Source organism: Acinetobacter sp. Res13-Abat-PEC15-P4-01 (genome assembly GCF_015676285.1).
Taxonomy (GTDB): Bacteria; Pseudomonadota; Gammaproteobacteria; order Pseudomonadales; family Moraxellaceae; genus Acinetobacter; species Acinetobacter nematophilus.
In genome coordinates this window covers 124,558-144,182 of sequence record NZ_JADAIN010000024.1, presented here as the reverse complement: position 1 = coordinate 144,182, position 19,625 = coordinate 124,558, and the positions used below count along the sequence as shown (strand labels likewise).

17 protein-coding genes and 1 riboswitch are annotated in these 19,625 nt (G+C 41.2%); of the genes, 9 read left to right on the top strand and 8 right to left on the bottom strand.

Annotation, left to right across the window (positions count from 1 at the left end):
• Nucleotides 1-66: 66 nt before the first annotated feature.
• The 6 genes from ribD (at nt 67) to ftsW (ending at nt 6,658) form a co-directional block, all read left to right on the top strand.
• Nucleotides 67-1,134 carry a bifunctional diaminohydroxyphosphoribosylaminopyrimidine deaminase/5-amino-6-(5-phosphoribosylamino)uracil reductase RibD gene (gene ribD, locus IMO47_RS10765; RefSeq protein WP_196075613.1) on the top strand — a complete coding sequence of 356 codons (1,068 nt, stop codon included), beginning with the start codon at nt 67-69 and terminating at the stop codon, nt 1,132-1,134.
• On the top strand, nt 1,131-2,435 hold the full coding sequence (locus IMO47_RS10760; RefSeq protein WP_004825539.1) for a DNA adenine methylase: 1,305 nt from the start codon (nt 1,131-1,133) through the stop codon (nt 2,433-2,435). The genes ribD and IMO47_RS10760 overlap by 4 nt, the downstream gene beginning before the upstream one ends.
• Before the next feature lie 91 nt (nt 2,436-2,526).
• A complete protein-coding gene (locus IMO47_RS10755; protein WP_004825536.1) occupies nt 2,527-3,186 on the top strand; it encodes a riboflavin synthase in 660 nt (219 codons plus the stop codon).
• A 110-nt stretch (nt 3,187-3,296) separates the two neighbouring features.
• Nucleotides 3,297-3,842, top strand: a complete 546-nt coding sequence (locus IMO47_RS10750) for a VTT domain-containing protein (protein ID WP_004825534.1) — start codon at nt 3,297-3,299, stop codon at nt 3,840-3,842.
• A gap of 248 nt (nt 3,843-4,090) precedes the next feature.
• Nucleotides 4,091-5,437, top strand: coding sequence for a UDP-N-acetylmuramoyl-L-alanine--D-glutamate ligase (murD, locus tag IMO47_RS10745; protein WP_196075602.1), 1,347 nt, complete (start codon nt 4,091-4,093; stop codon nt 5,435-5,437).
• Nucleotides 5,438-5,461: 24 nt separating this feature from the next.
• Nucleotides 5,462-6,658, top strand: a complete 1,197-nt coding sequence (gene ftsW, locus IMO47_RS10740) for a putative lipid II flippase FtsW (protein ID WP_196075601.1) — start codon at nt 5,462-5,464, stop codon at nt 6,656-6,658.
• Nucleotides 6,659-6,767: 109 nt separating this feature from the next.
• Here ftsW and gluQRS read toward each other — a convergent pair whose 3' ends face one another.
• The 7 genes from gluQRS to IMO47_RS10705 all read right to left on the bottom strand — a co-directional run bounded on the left by gluQRS (nt 6,768) and on the right by IMO47_RS10705 (nt 14,360).
• On the bottom strand, nt 6,768-7,685 hold the full coding sequence (gene gluQRS, locus IMO47_RS10735) for a tRNA glutamyl-Q(34) synthetase GluQRS (RefSeq protein WP_196075600.1): 918 nt from the start codon (nt 7,683-7,685) through the stop codon (nt 6,768-6,770).
• Nucleotides 7,686-7,690: 5 nt separating this feature from the next.
• Entirely contained in the window at nt 7,691-8,218 is a 528-nt protein-coding gene (gene dksA / locus IMO47_RS10730) for an RNA polymerase-binding protein DksA (RefSeq protein WP_196075599.1), read from the bottom strand.
• A 208-nt stretch (nt 8,219-8,426) separates the two neighbouring features.
• Nucleotides 8,427-9,236 (bottom strand): 3',5'-cyclic-AMP phosphodiesterase, encoded by an 810-nt coding sequence (cpdA, locus tag IMO47_RS10725; protein WP_196075598.1) that lies wholly within the window; start codon nt 9,234-9,236, stop codon nt 8,427-8,429.
• A gap of 9 nt (nt 9,237-9,245) precedes the next feature.
• Nucleotides 9,246-9,866, bottom strand: coding sequence for an NUDIX domain-containing protein (locus IMO47_RS10720; RefSeq protein ID WP_196075597.1), 621 nt, complete (start codon nt 9,864-9,866; stop codon nt 9,246-9,248).
• A gap of 74 nt (nt 9,867-9,940) precedes the next feature.
• Nucleotides 9,941-11,836, bottom strand: coding sequence for a phosphomethylpyrimidine synthase ThiC (gene thiC / locus IMO47_RS10715; RefSeq protein ID WP_196075596.1), 1,896 nt, complete (start codon nt 11,834-11,836; stop codon nt 9,941-9,943).
• A 136-nt stretch (nt 11,837-11,972) separates the two neighbouring features.
• Nucleotides 11,973-12,106: riboswitch (TPP riboswitch) on the bottom strand.
• A gap of 19 nt (nt 12,107-12,125) precedes the next feature.
• Entirely contained in the window at nt 12,126-13,214 is a 1,089-nt protein-coding gene (locus IMO47_RS10710) for a hypothetical protein (RefSeq protein WP_196075595.1), read from the bottom strand.
• A gap of 66 nt (nt 13,215-13,280) precedes the next feature.
• On the bottom strand, nt 13,281-14,360 hold the full coding sequence (locus tag IMO47_RS10705; protein WP_196075594.1) for a hypothetical protein: 1,080 nt from the start codon (nt 14,358-14,360) through the stop codon (nt 13,281-13,283).
• 386 nt (nt 14,361-14,746) lie between these two features.
• Here IMO47_RS10705 and phoU point away from each other — a divergent pair, with 386 nt between their 5' ends.
• A complete protein-coding gene (gene phoU / locus IMO47_RS10700) occupies nt 14,747-15,469 on the top strand; it encodes a phosphate signaling complex protein PhoU (protein ID WP_009584000.1) in 723 nt (240 codons plus the stop codon).
• A gap of 94 nt (nt 15,470-15,563) precedes the next feature.
• On the opposite strand, the gene IMO47_RS10695 is transcribed toward phoU, so the two are convergent.
• Nucleotides 15,564-16,841, bottom strand: a complete 1,278-nt coding sequence (locus tag IMO47_RS10695) for an aminotransferase class I/II-fold pyridoxal phosphate-dependent enzyme (protein ID WP_196075593.1) — start codon at nt 16,839-16,841, stop codon at nt 15,564-15,566.
• 236 nt (nt 16,842-17,077) lie between these two features.
• Between IMO47_RS10695 and IMO47_RS10690 the strand changes: the two genes are divergently transcribed.
• Together IMO47_RS10690 and IMO47_RS10685 are read left to right on the top strand one after the other, a co-directional pair.
• Nucleotides 17,078-18,649 carry an esterase-like activity of phytase family protein gene (locus IMO47_RS10690; protein WP_196075592.1) on the top strand — a complete coding sequence of 524 codons (1,572 nt, stop codon included), beginning with the start codon at nt 17,078-17,080 and terminating at the stop codon, nt 18,647-18,649.
• Nucleotides 18,650-18,719: 70 nt separating this feature from the next.
• Complete coding sequence (locus IMO47_RS10685) at nt 18,720-19,592, top strand: hypothetical protein (RefSeq protein WP_196075591.1); 873 nt, start codon at nt 18,720-18,722, stop codon at nt 19,590-19,592.
• The last annotated feature ends 33 nt before the right edge of the window (nt 19,593-19,625 follow it).

Sequence of the window (19,625 nt, the reverse complement as noted above, 5' to 3'; positions counted from 1 at the left end):
TAGGATTAAATTAGGAATTTTATGTCTGAGTTGGATTCAAACTCCAAGCCTGAAGATGCTGTCAATATGGATCAGGTTTGGATGCAGAAAGCGATTGAGCTCGCCAAGCTTGGACAGTATTCCACACGACCGAACCCGAATGTTGGTTGCGTTATTGTCAAAGATGGAATTCTTGTTGGAGAGGGTTTTCATCCACAAGCAGGACAACCTCATGCCGAAGTCTTTGCAATGCGCCAAGCTGGAGAATCTGCAAAAGGTGCAACCGCTTATGTGACTTTGGAGCCTTGTGCGCATTATGGTCGTACCCCCCCTTGTGCAAAAGGTTTAGTTGAAGCGGGTGTAGCAAAAGTTGTTGTTGCATGCGCAGACCCAAATCCACTTGTGTCGGGTAAAGGTGTGGATATTTTGCGACAGGCTGGAATTGTTGTAGAAACAGGTGTGTGTGAACAACAAGCCACCCAACTCAACTTAGGTTTCCTAAAAGCAATGGCAACGGGTTTGCCTTATGTGCGTTTAAAAGTCGCTTCCAGTCTGGATGGACGTACCGCTATGGCATCAGGTGAATCCAAATGGATTACAGGCACTGAATCACGTCAAGATGTACAACATTGGCGTGCCATTTCAGGTGCAGTGATTACTGGGATTGAGACCATTCTGGCGGATGATCCTCAGCTCAATGTTCGAAGTTTAGCCCATGTGGAACTGGAAAAAGTGGTACAGCCCAAACGTGTGATCCTAGATCGGAAAGGTCGTTTACCCTTGACAGCACAAGTGCTTAAACATCCTGAAACCGTAATGATAATGGGACCATTCCGTCAGGAGCTGGCGGAGCTTGGTGTGGTACAACTTGAAATTCAGCCATTAAAAGATTTACTGCGGACTTTAAAAGATTTTCAAATTTATGATGTATTGGTTGAAGCTGGTGCAACTTTATCCACGGCATTTTTACAGGAAAAACTGGTTGATGAATTAATCAGTTATGTTGCTCCGACTTTTTTAGGTCAGTCAGCACGGCCAATGTTTAATGCTGAATTTGAAAAGATGGCACAACAATTACGTTTTATGCTTAAAGATGTTCATCAATTTGGTGATGATATTCGTTTAAGACTTCTCCCTGCGCAAGAGTCAGTATGAATTCAGAGTTAACATCATCGGTTTATCACAAACGTCGTCATGCTGCGCGTACAACAGATGAATATCTTTTTCATCAGTTGGTTCCTTATTTGGGAAATAAGCGTCGTTTGTTGCATCTGATTCTTGAAGCGCTTGAAATTACCGGAACATTGAATCCGAAAGGAAAACGCGCGCCTATTTTTGCAGATTTTTTTGCAGGTAGCGGGGTCGTTTCACGTTTGGCCCGGCAAAATGGCTATCGTGTAATTGCCAATGACTGGGAACCTTACAGTCATGCATTGAATCATGCCATTCTTGCATGTACAGATGCGCCAGCATTTAAAGAGTTGGGCGGTTATCAAAAAGCCATTGATTATTTAAACCGTTTGCCTGAAGTCAAAGGTTGGGTGACGCATAATCTATGCCCGCGCAATGATGAAATTTATGACCCGGCGCGTGACCGTCTGTTCTTTAAGCGTCGTAACGGTATGCGAATCGACGCGATTCGTCAGCAGATTGCGACATGGCAGGCACAAGGTGCTATTGATGATGTGGAAATGAGTGCCTTACTTGCACCTTTACTCTACTCAGCCAGTTTTGTCAGTAATACCAGTGGCGTGTTTAAAAGTTTCCATCATGGCTGGGGCGGAAAGACCCAAACGGCATTGGAACGAATTGAATCACTCTTATGGTTAACACCAAGCCGTTTTAGTGAGGTCGGTGATAATAAACAGAAAACACCGATGGCAGAAATGTGGTGTGTGGATGCACAGCATCTGGCAAACCAGATGAGTGGTTTTGAAGTGGATGTGGCGTATTTAGATCCTCCTTATAACCAACATGCCTATAGCAGTAATTACCATGTTCTCAACTCCTTAACGCTTTGGGATCAAGTTGATCTGCCGACACCTGATACCAAAGGTTTTAAAAGTGGAATTGACCGCGCATGGCGAAAAGAACGCCCAAGCCCCTACAATTCCTCTAAGCATGCTCAAGAAGCTTATGAGAGTTTGCTGGAAACCATTAATGCACGTTATATCCTCACCAGTTACTCCACGGATGGCAATATTGAAGCCAAAGATTTATTGGCGGCCAATCTAAAACGTGGCAAAGTCACCTTATTGACACAGGATGTTCCGCGTTATCGCGTGAGTAAACAGCGTCAGTCTGAGCGTGCCCGTGTACTTGAGTTTATTGTCATTACCGATACGCATGCCAAATCTGGACCGCCGTTACGTCAGCTGCTTGGTCAACTCTATCATTTTGCCGAGTTGGGCGGTGTGGACACATCGGGTGTAAGTACGCAATTGGCTTTATGGTAAGCTTGTTCTCCTTTTCTTCAAATGGAAGAAAGGGATGATGCAATAAAAATAGATATTTATCAGCCCTTAGATTGAGGCAGTAGGTTGTATTATGTTCACAGGCATTGTTGAGAGTTTAGGTAAAGTTGACAGCTTACAAAGTGTAGGTGGTGATGTACGTTTACGTATTCAGACTGACCTAGATATGTCTGATGTACACTTGGGTGATTCTATTGCCACCAACGGTATTTGCTTAACCGTAATTGACTGGGGTGAAAACTGGTATGCTGCCGATGTTTCACGCGAAAGTTTAAACCGTTCAACTTTGGCGAGTTGGAACGTTGGACAAGTGGTGAATGTTGAAAAAGCAATGTTACCCACCACACGCTTTGGAGGCCATATTGTGAGCGGGCATGTGGATGCAGTCGGTGAAATTACCGTGGTCCGTTCAGATGCGCGTTCGCTTTATTTTGAGGTGACTGCACCTGTTGAAATTGCCAAATATCTGGCGGAAAAAGGCTCAATTACTGTGGATGGAATCAGCTTAACCATCAATCATTTACGTGGTAATATTCTGAGTCTCAATTTGATTCCGCATACTGCTGAGCGTACCAATATCGGCACATGGAAAGTGGGCGCCAAGGTGAACTTGGAAGTGGATGTACTGGCGCGTTACATCGAGCGTTTACTGCTCGGTGATAAAGCCGCTGAGGTTAAAGCTGAATCAAAACTGAGCATGGAATTTCTTGCTAAAAATGGTTTTTTAAAATAACTCAAATAGACCTTAAGATTGAAAAAGCCTAATTAATTTAGGCTTTTTAATATTTACATGGTTAAATTAGACTAATATATTGTGGATACTTCTTTGAAGAGAGTTGAGTATTGCTTGATTTTTTATTGCATTTAGAACAATTATTGCCCACTTTCTTAGAAAATTATGGGCTTTGGATTTATGCCATTTTGTTTTTGATTATTTTTGCAGAAACAGGCTCAATCTTTATGTTTTTTCTCCCTGGTGATAGCTTATTGATCGCTGTTGGTGCCTTGTGCTCGACCGCTGAATCAGTTCATCTTCATTATATGGGCGTGTTGCTGATTATTGCTTCTATTTTAGGTTATATCGTCAATTACTATACTGGGCGAGCGTTGGGTTTTAAATATTTTCATGCACATTCGCGTTGGTTTAAACCTGAATATATCAAGAAAACCAATCATTATTTTGAGCGTCATGGCGGTAAAACGATTCTTGTTGCACGTTTTGTGCCTTTTGTACGTTCTTTTGCCCCATTCGCAGCGGGTGCGGGGCATATGAAAATGCCTGTATTCATGCTGTATAACGTGTTAGGTGGCTGGATCTGGATTGCGCTGTTATTGGGTGCAGGCTATGGTGCAGGCAATCTACTGTCTTTATTGATCGATTCATTTTAGACACGCTAGACATCGATACAGATCAGCCGAATGTTGAATTCAACATTCGGCTGATCTGTATCGATCGCAGGATAATAAGCCATGGTTTGAGAGATTTAAAAATTCATAGCAATGAATCAGAATAATAAGACGATATTTTTACGCACTGACACAAAAAAAACTTCAGAAACTGCAAACAGAAAAAGCTTTCAAATCGCCAAAGTGCTAACATTTTGCAAGTTTTAAAATCTTAATGCTGGTGAGCAAAAATGTTGATACAACGTGGTGGTTTAAAAGTTGTGGCTGGACTTGGTATTTCAGGTGTTTCAGCTGTAAATTTTCTACATGAAAATGGCTACCGTGTTGCTGTCACTGATTCACGTCAGGTTCCACCGGGACATGATCAAATTCCTGCAGAAGTCAAAACCAGCTTTGGTCAACTCGATCAGGAGTTATTGTTACAAGCTGAAGAAATCGTGATCAGCCCAGGTTTAGACCTTAAACTTCCAGAGATTCAAGCAGCGATTGCCAAGGGAATCCCGGTGGTGAGCGAGATTCAAATCCTGCGTCGTTCCACAGATAAACCGATTGTTGCCATTACTGGCTCAAATGCCAAGAGTACGGTGACTACCTTGATAGGTTTAATGGCGCAGGATGCGGGCGTTAAAGTTGCTGTTGGAGGCAATCTTGGACGTCCAGCGCTGGATCTAACACGTGATGATCCAGATGTTTATATTCTTGAACTGTCGAGCTTCCAGCTTGAAACAACTTCAAATTTAAATGCTGAAGTGGCTGTGGTCTTAAATATGAGTGAAGACCATCTAGACCGTCATGGTGACATGGCAGGTTATCATGCTGCAAAACATCGCATTTTCCAAGGTGCGAAAAAAGTGGTGTTTAACCGTGATGATTCATTGACACGCCCTTTGGTTCCCGATGTAACGCCAATGCAAAGCTTTGGCTTAAATGCACCTGATTTAAAACAATACGGTATTCTCAGAGAAGACAATGGTACGATCTGGTTGGCACGCGGTCGGGAACGATTGCTGAAAAGTTCAGAGATGTATATCCAAGGCACGCATAATGTTGCAAATGCATTGGCATGTCTGGCTTTGGGTGAGGCGATTGGTTTACCGATAGACAGAATGTTGGAAACACTCAAGACCTTTAAAGGGTTAGAGCATCGTTGTGAATTCGTTAAAGAAGTGGCGGGTGTTCGCTATTATAATGATTCTAAAGGAACCAATATTGGAGCAACTTTGGCTGCTTTAGATGGTTTAGGTGCTGCAATTGAAGCGCAGGGTGGAAAGGTGGCGATTATTCTAGGCGGGCAAGGTAAGGGGCAAGATTTTACTGCTTTACGCCATTCCCTGGAAAAATATGCCAAGCTTGCGGTGCTGATCGGTGAGGATCGCCCTGTGATTGAAAAAGCTATTGAAGGTACAACCGAGCTGTTGCATGCTGAAACCTTACAGGAAGCCGTAGAGCTGTGTCAGCAACATACGCAGGCACAGGATGTGGTGTTATTATCACCGGCATGTGCCAGCTTTGATATGTTTACAGGTTATCCGCAACGCGGTCATCGCTTTGTTGAATATGTAAATGCGCTAAACTAAAAAGAATCATAAGGAAAATAAAGTATGGCTGGGTTAGCTCAGACGACGATAAGTAAACTTCATCAAGCGTATGAACGTTGGATGCCAAAATTACCTGCAGAGATTACTCCTCGCAATGTATTGCTGTTTTGTGTCATCTCGCTATTGTGCATCGGTACGGTGATGGTGGCTTCAGCGTCAATGCCGTATGCAGAGCGGATGCATGAAAATGAATTCCATTATGTCATTCGCCATGCAATTTCGATTGTGGTGGCTTTTCTAGCTGCTGTAGTGACGTATCGAATTTCGCTCAATCTGTGGTTTAAAAATACTTTTCCTCTGTGGTTGATCACTATTCTGCTGTTACTTGCAGTTTTGCTTGTAGGTACGGAAGTGAATGGCTCAACACGTTGGATTCGTGTCGGTGGCTTTACCCTACAGGCAACAGAAGTTGCCAAGGTAATGATGGCAATATTTACTGCTGATTACGTGGTTCGCCGTGCCGAAGAGGTTCGCAACAACATTAAAGGCTTGGTTCGACTCGGTGTCGTAATGTTGCTGACGGTAGGGTTAATTATTGCTGAGCCTGATCTAGGTGCAACAGTGGTTATTGCAGTATCCATGTTAGGGGTATTTTTCCTTGCCGGTGCGCCGATGATTCAGTTCGGTTTCGCTTTTGGTGCCATTCTGGTTGCATTTGTTTCCTTGATTGTATTTGAACCTTACCGTTATGAGCGTTTGATGTCATTCTCTAATCCTTGGGCTGATCCTTTAGGTTCAGGCTATCAATTGTCTAATGCCTTGATGGCGTTTGGGCGAGGTGAATGGTTTGGTGTCGGTCTAGGACACAGTATTCAAAAGATGTCTTATTTACCTGAGGCGCATACAGACTTCATGTTGGCGATCTTGGGTGAAGAGTTTGGTTTCTTTGGGATTGCGACGGTATTGTTGCTTTCATTTGTGATGCTGATTTGTTGTATCAGAATTGGTCAGCGTGCTTTAAATCATCAATATTTGCGTGCAGGCTATTTGGCTTATGGAATCAGTATTATTTTCCTGCTGCAAATTTTGGTGAATGCAGGCATGAATATGGGAATGTTGCCGACCAAAGGTTTGACCCTTCCATTCATCAGTTATGGTGGTTCATCCTTGATTATGTGTGCAGTCATGATCAGCTTGATTTTAAAAATTGATGCGACGACGAAAGAAGCCAATCCTGCAAGGGAAGAGTCTAGTTTCTGAGGAATTTTCTTAAATTCAAAGATTAAAAAGCCATTTGATCACAAATGGCTTTTTTTTTGTGGGATATGCTGTCAGTTAGATGGTGTTTTATTGTTTATGGGCTTTGGGGCTATTGATAGATGCCTGTTAAATGGATGCCTTGGGGAATACGAGAAATATCCCATTGTTGCACAGCTTGGGCCAGCATACGTGCAGGTCGGTCAAGGTCTACAGATGGCTGACCCAGTGCCAGAATTGCCTGTAAAAGTAGAGGAGCTGCATTTTCAATATTCAGTGCATGCGCAAGATTTTGCTTTGATAGCTTTTGACCTTGTTCATTCATGGCGAGAGGAAGATGCATATACTTAATTGTCGGATAGCCAAGAAGTTGTCCCAGCCATATTTGACGTTCAGTATTATCCAACAAGTCTGAACCACGCACGATATGGTTAATTCCTTGTAAATAGTCATCTACAACGACTGCCAGTTGATAGTTAATGATGCCATCACGGCGCTTCAGGACAAAGTCACCCAGATCATATTGTAAATTAGAGCAGTGTCTTCCTTGCAAACGGTCATGAAAGCAGATGTTTTGATCTGTGACTTTTACGCGAATGGCTTGGTCTTTAAATTCAAGCTGTTTATTTCGGCATGTGCCTGTATAGATATGGTTTGAACCTAGAATCTTTCGAGTACACGAACAGGCATATACCCAATTATGTTGTTTGAGCTGGTCGATGACAGATTCATAAATCGCAATGCGTTGTCTTTGATAAATGATTTCAGCATCAGATTCAAATCCAAAAGCATCTAAACATTGTAGGATGTGTTGTTCGCTATCAGGATAAATGCGGGGAATATCCGTATCTTCTATACGGACGATCCATTGCCCTGCATGTGCTTTTGCATCGCAATAACTGGCAACAGCAGTGATTAATGAACCGAAGTGTAAAGGACCTGTGGGTGAAGGTGCAAATCGTCCTTTATAAGAGGCATGCTTCCCCCCTTCCTCAACATCAGGAAGGGTCGGGGAGGAATGTGCAGACACAGTTTTTAACCGTTGTTTTGTTTCTCTTTGATCTCTGCAAGTGTTTTACAGTCGATACATAAAGTTGCCGTAGGACGCGCTTCCAAACGACGCAAACCGATTTCGATACCACACGTTTCACAGAAACCATAGTCATCGTTTTTAATTGCTTCGATAGACTGTTCGATTTTGCGAATCAATTTACGTTCACGATCACGGGTACGCAATTCAATCGCAAACTCTTCTTCCTGTGTTGCGCGGTCGTTTACATCAGGTAAAGAAGAAGATTCATCTTGCATCGTATTTAAAGTACGATCCACTTCTGACATCAATTCAGCCTTCCAAGCCAGCAAAATTTGACGGAAATGTTCGAGCTGCCCCTCAGACATATATTCTTCATTTTTCTTTGGCTGATAAGGCTCGATACCGAATAGACTTGCTGTAGTACCGTTTTCATTGGTCTTTGGCTTGGTTTTGCGTACACGTTTTGCAGATTTGTCATCTGTAATTGCTGTTTGCTCATCCAAGACTTGATTTTGGTTGTCATTCGCCATAAAGGGCATTCCTCATCATATACGTACTATCTATACGCAAAAAATATGGTGATATGCAAGTATTTTTATCACTACCAACAGAATGAATCTATCGGGGGCGTCATCATATAGATTTTTTTACAAAGATGAAAGTCACCTCGCCCTGAATTCGACTTTCTGCATATCTTGTTGGACGAATAACTTAATGGAAAAAAAACAAAATGAAAAGCTAGTAACCTGAAATTTCTTCATTAATTGTAACATTAACGTGGTCAAGTCGATGTACAAAGGTATCAAACTCACCATTGGCTTTTAAATGTAAGCAACGGTAACCAGGTGCAATTGGGTCAAATGAAAACTCTTGGCTAAGCGGTTTAAACTGGACACAGGTGGCTGGTGTAGAAATAAACTGGATGCCATTCCACTCATTATAAGATTCTTGATGTACATGCCCATGTAACAATAACTTGATATTGTCAAATGGTTCGAGCACTGCTTTCAATTCATCGGCATTTTTTAATTTATGCTGATCCAACCACTTTGAATGCATTTCAAAAGGATTGTGATGACAGGCAACAATGACAAATTTGTCTTTAAGATGCTCTAGGCGTTGTTTTAGGCGAACCAATTGTTCAGGTTGAATTTTTCCATCTGTACGTCCGCTCACTGTACTGTTAAGCAGAATAATGCACCACTGATCCAGTTCAATCACTGTAGGTTCTGGTTCAGGTACATGAAAGGGAAAAAAGCTCAGGTTGTCATGATTTCCTGGGATGTGATAAAAATCAATACCAAAGCCTCGCATATAATTTAAATAGCGTGCATAGGTTTCAGGATAGGCTGCCTGAGCTAAATCCCCAGTATGTAGAATCAGTTCAGCATGTGGAAAGCGTTGCTGAATATCCTCCATCACGGCATGAAAGCTTTCTTCAGGGTTGATCCCGACGAACTTTGCATCAGGCTTATCCATTAAATGTGTGTCGGTGATTTGTATGATCACTTTGTCTTTATCGATTTGCTGCAATATCTTTGATTGCATGTCTTTCCCCTAGACATTTTCAAGTGTATGCAAGTGTTGTTGTAGCCATTGTAGAGCCATTATCACTGGTGCATTTTTTAAACGATTACTTTGTAATAATATACTAAGATCTGCGTAGTCGATGATATGAAGTTGAATATTTTCGCCTTCATCTGGCATTCCAAAAATGCCTCCTTCGGCAGGTAACTCGGCTTGAGCAGTATAGAGATGGAAAATTTCATCACATGCACCAGCCGATGGATAGAAACTATAGAGAGCTTGAATATGTTCAAGCTCACAGCCAGATTCTTCAAGACTTTCTCGGCGAATGCAGGTTTCCGGCGATTCATCACCATCCAATACTCCTGCAATTATTTCTAACTGCCAAGGTGAAACCGGGTCATCAATTGCTCCAACCCGGAATTGTTCGATCAATGCGAATTTTTGTTGTTGATCATTATAAATCAAAACACCCGCAGCTTCTTTGCGGTGAATTAACTCACGCTGGATGTTTGATGTGTATTCAGTTTGGTTGAATAATCTGTGTTGCAAGCTGACTTTTTCGACTTGAACAAAGCCCTGAAAAGCATATTCTCTAGATTGAATTTTTACATCTTTATGTGTGTAAGTTGCTTGCTGAATGATGTTCATGTGTGTAGTTAGGATGAAACATATTCACTTCATCCTAACTGAGAAATAGGGAAAGACAAAAGTTTTTTTTAACTTTACACTTTGTGGTACAACTTTTGTCCTTGCTCATGATAGACAGATTTCATGGTTTTTAGACCATCTTCTATCTCGCTTTGGCTTGAAGTCGTTTGTTCAGCATGTTGCTGATTTTTCGCATAATCACGAACATTTTGGGTGATTTTCATTGAACAGAACTTCGGTCCACACATTGAGCAGAAGTGCGCTGATTTATGCGCTTCTTTTGGCATCGTTTCATCATGCATAGAACGCGCAGTGTCAGGGTCGAGACTAAGATTGAATTGGTCCTCCCAACGGAATTCAAAACGGGCTTTAGAGAGTGCATTATCACGGACCTGTGCGCCAGGGTGCCCCTTGGCCAGATCTGCTGCATGTGCGGCAATTTTATATGTGATGATGCCGTCTTTGACATCTTTTTTGTTCGGCAATCCCAAATGCTCTTTTGGCGTGACATAACACAGCATTGCTGTACCATACCAACCAATCATTGCCGCTCCAATCGCAGAGGTAATGTGGTCATAACCCGGGGCAATATCCGTCGTCAGTGGTCCAAGTGTATAGAACGGTGCTTCCTGGCAAACTTCAAGCTGCAAGTCCATATTTTCTTTGACCATATGCATTGGAACATGCCCTGGACCTTCAATCATGACTTGAACATCATGCTGCCATGCACGATGGGTAAGTTCGCCCAATGTACGTAATTCTGAAAACTGTGCTTCATCATTGGCATCTTGGATACAGCCTGGACGTAAACCATCACCTAGACTGAAAGATACATCATAGGCTTTCATGATTTCACAGATTTCATCAAAATGCGTATAAAGAAAATTTTCCTCATGATGGGCCAAGCACCATTGCGCCATAATTGAACCACCGCGTGACACAATGCCTGTCAAACGATTGGCTGTTAATGGGACATAGCGCAACAACACACCAGCGTGAATGGTAAAGTAATCCACACCTTGTTCGGCTTGTTCAATCAAGGTGTCTTTGAAAATTTCCCATGTAAGGTCTTCTGCAACCCCATCTACTTTTTCAAGTGCTTGATAAATCGGAACAGTACCAATTGGTACAGGGGAGTTGCGAATAATCCATTCACGCGTTTCATGGATATTCTTACCCGTTGACAGATCCATAATGGTATCTGCGCCCCAACGTGTTGCCCACGTCATTTTCGCAACTTCTTCATCAATCGATGAACCCAGAGCAGAGTTACCAATATTGGCATTGATTTTCACCAAGAAATTACGTCCGATGATCATCGGTTCGCACTCTGGATGATTGATGTTTGCAGGAATGATGGCACGACCTTCAGCCACTTCTTTACGCACAAATTCAGGTGTGATTTCCATCAAATTATGGGCACCAAAATTTTGTCCTGCATGTTGACGCATATCAACGCCTTCACGCTGACGCTGATTTTCACGAATCGCAATATATTCCATTTCAGGGGTAATGATCCCTTGCTTGGCATAATGCATTTGGGTGACATTATGTCCTGCTTTGGCTCGACGAGGTTTTTGTATATGTGCAAAACGGATTTCAGCTGTACGAATATCTTTGAGGCGCTCTTGTCCAAACTGCGAGGTGAGGGTATTTAAGCGTTCAGTATCGTTACGTTCAGCAATCCATGTTTCACGGATGTTGGGCAAACCTTGATTAAGGTCGATCTTGACATTGGGGTCGGTATACACGCCTGAGGTGTCATAAACCATCACAGGCGGATTTTTCTCGCCACCTAAACCTGTAGGTGTATCTGTGAGTTCAATTTCACGCATGGGAACCTGAATATCAGGGCGTGAACCTTGAATATAGACTTTTTTAGATGCGGGTAAAATTCGAGTGAGATCTTTGGCTTCTTGCTCATGTTGGGCCAATTGATCAGCAGGGGATAGATTCGTTAATTGGTTCATTACAATGATCCTTATGAATGACATCAACGAATCAAGCACGACCAAAAACGGTGGCAAATTTAGTCTACTTTATTGAATACCATGACCACTAGAATTGTGCGGTATTTCTATAAAAATAGATAAACTTTGGGCTGTCAGTTTTTAGATGCTTGATTCCTACGCAGGTCTTAACCTGATCAGGTTCAACGGTACTTTAGTTTAAGTTTTGGCAAGGAGATGCAAAACTGACTAAATCTCAGCGAGGAATTACTCGCGCTCCGTCAAGCGATGTTTAAATACTAGCATGTTCTCATCGGGAATGTGATGACATGCCGATATCAATTTCAATTATTTTTTGAGCAAGCATCTCTTCAACCTGCTTTCTTATTTTCTGCTCAAACGCTGTGCGTTGTTCTTGAATGCTTTGTTGTTCAGGGCTCTCATCCTGCATATTTTCTCTGGACGGTTTTGGCATTTGTTGCCAAAGCGTTTCACTTTTATTGATTAAATTTAGGAAGTTTTGCGCAGTCTGACGGCTTGCCGTTTGGCTCTTGGCAATTTTCTCAATGGCTTTCATGGCTTCTTCATCTGCAATTTTGTCATCATCAAACCATAGGGTACGGGTATTGTCATCGCCTTGAAAAAGAGCACTGCGATATTGTTCAATGTTTGCTGAAACTTGTCGTTTAAAGTGATTGTTTGGATAGTCTTTATTGAATTTTTCCCAGAATAATAATCGGTTGGCGACTTCATCAAAGCTAATTGCCAACCCTGCATCCAGAATATAGTCTGATCCAGTGTACTCCTTACGGATTTGTTTAAAATAGACTTGATCTGATTTTTCTAAATAGGGTGCAAAAATATCCAGATCATATTGGGGATGCCGGGTAAAGGTATATTCGCCTTCTCCCACATAAAATTTCTCTATATATAAATCTTTTGCATGGTCTACCAAGTATTTCTCACTCGGTTTTAACTGCTGATACAGTTCTTGTTTCTGCTTTGCTGTCATAGACTGACCTTCCGGAAGAGTGTCAGTCAGATATTGAAATACCTGAGGTGAGGCATCGCTCACCAGCTTCTGATATATATCTTCAGATTTTGCTTGCCACTGATAACGGGTTTTTAAGGGTACTGTTGAGAGACAGTTTTTAAACCATTGATTGAGGGCATGTAAATCCTCGGCAACGACTATTTTTTCTAATTTTTGAATACTTGAATCGATCTGGCTACAGTCCTGAGCAGATATTTGAGGAGTAGAGGCTTCAGTGGCATTAACCTCCGATGCAGCGGTTTTAGATGCTTCAACTTTTGGGTTATTTTCATGTTTTTGACAAGCACTGAGCAAGGTAAAAATAAAAATAGCAGCCAAGGGAACGCTTTTTTGTAGAAAGTTCATGGTATGACAATTGTTGTGGCTTTTTTGAATAGCGAAAGGATAATAAAAATTGAACTGAAAAGAAATCTATGTATTAGAACAAACTGCATCACTAAAGCAGTCTTTTTTGACATGTTTAAAATCAATTGGACTCAAATTCAGATATTGATTGAGTTGTGAAAGCGCCAATAATTGAGGGTGATTTACTACTTTCGATCGCTCTTTTTCACTGATTTGAATTTTTTGCTGGCGTTGTTCAGGCGTCATTTGTACAAATTGTATAAATTTCTTGGCTTGAGCTGACAGCTCTCCTTCATTTGTTTTAGACAAATGTTCGATGACCAACCAACTTGAGGAATCTATATCATTTGGACTTTCAAAATTCATCGAAATTGGTGAGCCTTCTGAGCCTAAAAATAACAAGCTGCTATAGGCATTTTTTAAAAAGCGCGCGTCATGTAGAAAAACAGTATTTGGATAAGTCACAAGATATTCTTGCCAAAATTTAGCTCTTTTTGCAATTTCTTCAGGCTCAATATTTAATTTATTATTTTTGAAAAGCGGTTGCGCATTTTGCTCTGCCAGATTTTCGATAAATACTTGTTCGGGTGCTTGTAGATAAGGCGCAAAAACTTTTGCCAAATACTGAGGACTGCGGCGATAGGTAATTGCGTCTTCAGTTTGATCTGTCAACTCAATATAAGCCTGTCCTTTGTGGCGTAATAAATATTGATCGCGCAAATTGAGTTGTTCGAATTTACTTTGCTGAATAGTTGGATATGCCGCTTGATCGAGCACATAGTTTTCAAAGGCTTGCTGCTGTTCTGAGGTTCGATCTATCTGTAAAAATTGTTGGTACATCTTTTTCGATTGATGCATGAGTTCCATTTGTTCAGGAGATTTTAACAAGGGTAAACACATGCGGATGTCTTGATTCACCTGTTCGATTGCCAAGGTTGTTCTCTGCGGATTAATCGCCAACATCTCATTTTTTAAATTTTGACAAATTTGGGTCAGATCAGGAACAGGATTTTCTGTTTTAGGCGCTTCCTTTGATTCCTGTACGATATCCGCTGTCGGTTTTTGACACGCGACCACCACGATGCCACTCAAAACTACGAGTATGCTCGAAATGAGATAGTGAATAGGATTGCGAGGAAATTTCATTAGACCGATATAACAAGGCAGCTCAATGTAGGACCTTGCTATTGTCGCTGAATCAAAGCTAAATAAATGAAATATTTTGTAGTTTTGTGATAATGAAACGTTACGGTTTTAACGGGAATAGCCAATTTTTTCAGGTCAATACAGTGCTTATTCATCCCATAATTGGCTTGAAAATAAGCCTGTCGTTGATCTTAAATTAAATCTCAGTATATATAAATTATATAAAGTGAATGCTATGATTTGAGCTAAATCTTGCAGATGAAAAATGAACATTGCTGAAACGGAAGTTCATCTAAAAGAAAATACTTGTCATAAAATGTTCATCATTGCTATGGTTTAATATTAAGTCTAAAAAGTCGCTTTTGCTGTCCGTGGAGTATCAAACTTTGAGCCCAAGTAATCCTGTATTAAATCATCACATTTCTTCACAATTCAATGAAGATCTACAGGATGTAAATACCAAATTTATGACCATGGGTGGTTTGGTGGAGCAACAAGTGGCAAATGCAGTACATGCTTTGCTAGACACCAATGCCAATATGGCAATAGATGTACAATTTCAAGACAATACCGTTAACCGCTATGAGCGTGAAATCGATGAAGCACTGACATTGATTTTGGCCCGTCGTCATCCTGCTGCAATTGATTTGCGTATGGTGATTGCGATGAGTAAGGCAAACACGGATTTAGAACGGATTGGTGATGAAGCGGCAAAAATCGCCCGTATTGCTCAGACACTGTGTGAGGAAGGTGAGTCACCACGTGGCTATATGGAAACACGCCATATTGGTAATCAAGTTCGTGTCATGATCCATGATGCTTTGGATGCTTTTGCCCGAGTAGATGCTGAACAGGCATTAAAAGTATTGTTGGCGGATGCAGACATTGACCGTGAGTACCAGTCGGCAACACGTACACTGATGACTTATATGATTGAAGATCCCCGACATATTAGTCGTGTCATTAATGTGATGTGGGTATTGCGCTCATTGGAGCGTATTGGTGATCATGCACGTAATATTTCAGAGCAAGTGATTTACATGGCGAAAGGTTTTGATGTGCGTCATACCAATATTGAAGAAATTGAACAAAAAGTCCAAGGGAAATAATTTTACTCAACCTAAAGACTTCAAATAAAAAGACCTGAATCATTCAGGTCTTTTTATTTGGGTGCTCTATTTGAATAAACATCCATTCAATTGATTAGACCTGTGCTAAGGCTTGCTCTAAATCTGCAATCAAATCATCAATATGCTCAATACCTACAGATAGGCGAACCATATCAATACTGACCCCAGCTGCTTTTAATTCTTCTTCATTGAGTTGACGATGAGTCGTGGTTGCAGGATGGCATGCCAGACTTTTTGCATCACCAATATTCACCAAGCGAGTAAAGAGTTGTAAGGCATCAATAAAACGAGTTCCGCCTTCACGTCCGTCCTGCACTCCAAATGACAGGATGGCAGATGGTTTACCTTTGACATACTTTTGAGCTAAGGCGTGTTGGGGGTGATCTTTTAATCCCGCATAGTTGACCCATTGCACTTTAGGATGTGCCTGCAGGTATTCTGCAACTTTCTGTGCATTTTCAGTATGGCGTTCCATACGTAAACTGAGTGTTTCCAAACCCTGTAAAATTAAGAATACACTGAGTGGACTAATCGCAGCACCCGTGTTGCGTAAAGGCACAACCCGCGCTCGCGCTATATATGCTGCTTCGCCTAAGGCTTCTACATAATTGACACCATGATAACTCGGATCCGGTGTATTCAAAACTTTAAAACGTTCAGGATATTTGCCCCAAGGGAATTTACCGCTGTCCACAATCGCGCCGCCAATCGAGTTGCCATGACCACCAATGTATTTCGTCAAAGAGTGTACGACAATATCAGCCCCATGTTCGAAAGGCTTGAGTAAGGCAGGTGTAGCGACGGTATTATCAACAATCACCGGTACGCCATATTCATGGGCGATTTTGGCAATCGCATCAAGGTCGATAATATTGCCCAAGGGGTTACCGATTGATTCAACAAAAACCAGTTTGGTTTTTTCATCAATCAGACTTCGCAGGGCTTCAGGATTTTGGTAATCAAAAAAACGTACTTCAATCCCTTGTTTCGGCAAAGTATGTGCAAATAAGTTGTATGTTCCGCCATATAATGTCGATACAGAGGCAATATTATCGCCAGCTTCAGCAATAGTTTGAATCGAATAGGTAATTGCAGACATTCCGGAAGCCAACGCCAAAGCACCGATTCCACCTTCAAGTGCAGCCAGACGTTGTTCAAGCACAGCCGTGGTTGGATTCATGATACGGGTATAAATATTGCCTTGAACTTTGAGATCAAATAGATCTGCGCCATGCTGGGTATTATCAAAGGCATAGGATGTCGTTTGATAAATTGGAACAGCAACAGCTTTGGTCGTTGCTTCTGGTTCATAGCCTGCGTGAATGGCAAGTGTTTCATCTTTATAAGTCATATTCCGTCAACTTTTTATTAAAATTCAATAGAGTGTAACAAATAAATATATGAAGTAAACAAGGGTTTCTATATTTTAAAATCATAAAAAAAGATAAAGATGAAGTGATCGCTATTGATTATTTAATTTTAAATATACCCACAGATACCGATGATCGGTTAGTTTGTCGATTGTCATTAGGATGTCATTTGTCAAAATTAGCATAAGAAACTCCATGAATTCAGTTATTAATCACAATGAAAAATACGAATAAACGAATAAGCAATAAAACCAATTTAACTTTGATTTTGTGTAGTTTAATGGCATTCACTGCATGTTCAGATGATGATAATAAAGACACAGCTCACAGAAAAACACTGACCCAAAACGTGAGTTTGGCTTTCGGTGATGAAGTTTGTGTCATGGGTGGAACACGAGTCCAGAGTGGGGTAGATCTGAATGGCAATGGCAAACTAGAAGCCAGTGAAGTGACTAAAAATGAGGACAGTTGTAAACCGAACTTGTTTGCCCAGGGGGTCGCCTTACCATTTACTGTACTTGAACGACATCAAGCCAATGGCACAACAATTGACAGTAGCTTTGATATTCGTCAAGGTGGTTATGGCTCAGATGTGGCAGCACATCCAACCAATAAAAGACAATTTTATGCGCTAACGGATCGAGGTCCCAATGCTGACTTTACTGACAAACGCTATGGTGCAGGTAAAGTTTTTGCGATTCCAGATTATGTACCGAAAATCGGTTTATTTGAAGTTCAGGACAACGGGACGGTTAAGTTAATCAAGACCATTAATTTGAAAAATCCTAGTGGTCAGGATATTTCTGGTTTACCGAATACTTCTGCTTTGGGGGGGACAGGCGAAACGCCTTATGATGTGAATGGTAAAGTGATTACTGTAGATCCAAGCCAACCTTATGATGCGGTAAATAATCCGATGAAACTCGACGATTATGGTCTGGACAGTGAAGGAATCGCAGCATTGAACGATGGAACATTCTGGATCAGTGATGAGTATGGACCTCATATTGTTCATTTCGATGCCAACGGGAAGGAAATTGGCAGGATTAATCCATTTAAGGCAGATCAACGCAATCAATGGACTCTGCCGAATGAATTCAGCTATCGTCGTGCCAATCGAGGAATGGAAGGTCTAACCATTACACCAGATCAAAAAACTCTGGTGGGTATTATGCAGTCGACCATGAGTTTACCGAATAAAAATGTCAATAAATCCACATTGACACGTATTGTGACGATTAATCTTGAAACAGGTAAGGTTGCGCAATATCTCTATCAACAAGAAATAAATGAAAATTCGAATTCTGCAATCATTGCATTAAGTGCAACGCAATTCCTGGTTTTAGAGCGAGATGGTCTGTTTTATAAAGACACGGCAAATGTGATGAAACATGTTTATCGTATCGATCTGAGTAAAGCGACCAACTTGGAAGATGTTAAAGATCAAAACGAATTGAAACAAGATGAAAAACTAGGCTTAACCATCGCGGGTAAAACATTGGAAGAATATCAATTGGACAAGGGCTGGGATGGCTTGAAAGCTTTGAATATCGTTCCAGCACCGAAAACATTGGTGTTGGATATGGGGAAAGCCGTGAAATATCCTCACGACAAAATGGAAGGTTTATGGTTGATCAACAACACGACTTTGGGCGTGTTAAATGATGATGATATGGGGCTGTGGAATAATGCAAAAGGTATGGAGCCGAAATATCTCGATGCGGCACGTACACGTGTTGACGTGAATACCTTATACATCATGGACAAGTTGAATTTAAAAGGTCAGTAGCCGTATTCAAAAAGCCGCCAATAAGGCGGCTTTTTCTTTCTCAATAGGTGATTAAACTGTAGGTTGTGAAATGAAAAAAATATCAATGATCGTCATGTTGATGTGCTTGGTTGCCACACATGTCTGGGCTGTGCCACAAGTGACTTCTCGTGAATATAAATTATTGCTACAGGCAGATAAATTTAGTTATGCCAATGAGTCAGCTGATGTAAATACCTATATGCAGCAAGCAAAAAATATCATTGCTCAGCAGATTAACCGTACTGTATCCGGCAGTATGGTGTTGGATAAACAGCGGCAGATTCGCTTCTATGACTCACCAAGCAGCTGCTTACTGAATAATATGGGCTATAGTTTTCGTGAACGTATTGAAAATGGTGCATCTGAAGTCACCCTTAAATTTAGAAGCTTTGATCATTATCTTTCTAATTTTGCTGATTTAAGTAGCCCGACTACAGGTGCGAAAACCAAGCTTGAAGATGATATCACTCAGACAGCAACCCAGGGTTTTTTGGTGGGTTCCAGTAAATCGACGACTGTACCCAATACACGTACTATCAATAAATTTTTAGATATTCATACCCATTTCCCAAAATTTAAGGAGACTTTTGGGATAAGTGATAATCAGGTGTTATCTCAAGTGGGTGGGCTGACAATTTATGAACGAAGTTATCGTGGGGTGAGCATTGATTTGGGCGAATTTGATGCCGATGTTGATATGAGTTTATGGTATACCCAAGTGCCCTCTACAGGATTAAAGCCCGCAGTAGTTGAGGTGTCATTCAAGTATCAGGATCCGAATGCAAATTACACCAATAAAGTTGTACAACGCGCAGCGATTAGCTTTAGTGCTTTGAAATCATTGTCCAATTACAATGCACCAAGTTCAACCCAAACCAAAACACAATTTGTATATCAATATCAGTCTAATTTTTGCTCTTGATCTGATCTGGAAAAGTAGAAGATGGGAGGATTT

Bases quoted from the DNA above. Each gene is read 5' to 3' on its own strand.
- ftsW (WP_196075601.1), top strand. From the start codon at position 5,462: ATGGCTGGGTTAGCTCAGACGACGATAAGTAAACTTCATCAAGCGTAT.
- IMO47_RS10760 (WP_004825539.1), top strand. From the start codon at position 1,131: ATGAATTCAGAGTTAACATCATCGGTTTATCACAAACGTCGTCATGCT.
- IMO47_RS10695 (WP_196075593.1), bottom strand. From the start codon at position 16,841: ATGACTTATAAAGATGAAACACTTGCCATTCACGCAGGCTATGAACCA.
- IMO47_RS10710 (WP_196075595.1), bottom strand. From the start codon at position 13,214: ATGAACTTTCTACAAAAAAGCGTTCCCTTGGCTGCTATTTTTATTTTT.
- dksA (WP_196075599.1), bottom strand. From the start codon at position 8,218: ATGGCGAATGACAACCAAAATCAAGTCTTGGATGAGCAAACAGCAATT.
- IMO47_RS10755 (WP_004825536.1), top strand. From the start codon at position 2,527: ATGTTCACAGGCATTGTTGAGAGTTTAGGTAAAGTTGACAGCTTACAA.
- IMO47_RS10720 (WP_196075597.1), bottom strand. From the start codon at position 9,866: ATGAACATCATTCAGCAAGCAACTTACACACATAAAGATGTAAAAATT.
- ribD (WP_196075613.1), top strand. From the start codon at position 67: ATGGATCAGGTTTGGATGCAGAAAGCGATTGAGCTCGCCAAGCTTGGA.
- thiC (WP_196075596.1), bottom strand. From the start codon at position 11,836: ATGAACCAATTAACGAATCTATCCCCTGCTGATCAATTGGCCCAACAT.
- cpdA (WP_196075598.1), bottom strand. From the start codon at position 9,236: ATGCAATCAAAGATATTGCAGCAAATCGATAAAGACAAAGTGATCATA.
- IMO47_RS10690 (WP_196075592.1), top strand. From the start codon at position 17,078: ATGAAAAATACGAATAAACGAATAAGCAATAAAACCAATTTAACTTTG.
- IMO47_RS10705 (WP_196075594.1), bottom strand. From the start codon at position 14,360: ATGAAATTTCCTCGCAATCCTATTCACTATCTCATTTCGAGCATACTC.
- murD (WP_196075602.1), top strand. From the start codon at position 4,091: ATGTTGATACAACGTGGTGGTTTAAAAGTTGTGGCTGGACTTGGTATT.
- IMO47_RS10685 (WP_196075591.1), top strand. From the start codon at position 18,720: ATGAAAAAAATATCAATGATCGTCATGTTGATGTGCTTGGTTGCCACA.